Here is a 272-nt window from a genome sequence, read left to right on the forward strand (position 1 = left end):
CCAATCAGCGGCTGACCACAGAGAATCGCGTGGCCCAGGCCATTCATGGCCACTTGGCGGGTATAGGAAAAGGTGCAGCCATCGATCAGCTCGCGGGTGCCGGCCAGGAAGTGTTCCTTGTCGGTGCCGCGAATCTGATGCTCCAGCTCGTAGCTGATGTCGAAATGGTCTTCCAGCGAGCGCTTGCCGCGACCGGTGACGATGGCCATGTGTTGCAGGCCCGCATCGCGGGCTTCCTCAACGCCGTATTGAATCAGCGGCTTGTTGACGAT

At 60.3% G+C, this 272-nt stretch carries 1 pseudogene; it reads right to left on the reverse strand.

The window, feature by feature from the left end:
- Nucleotides 1-272: pseudogene (locus tag AC0IW9_RS30875) on the reverse strand (UTP--glucose-1-phosphate uridylyltransferase); the annotation flags it as partial.

It is taken from the genome of Belnapia sp. AC561 (genome assembly GCF_979252845.1).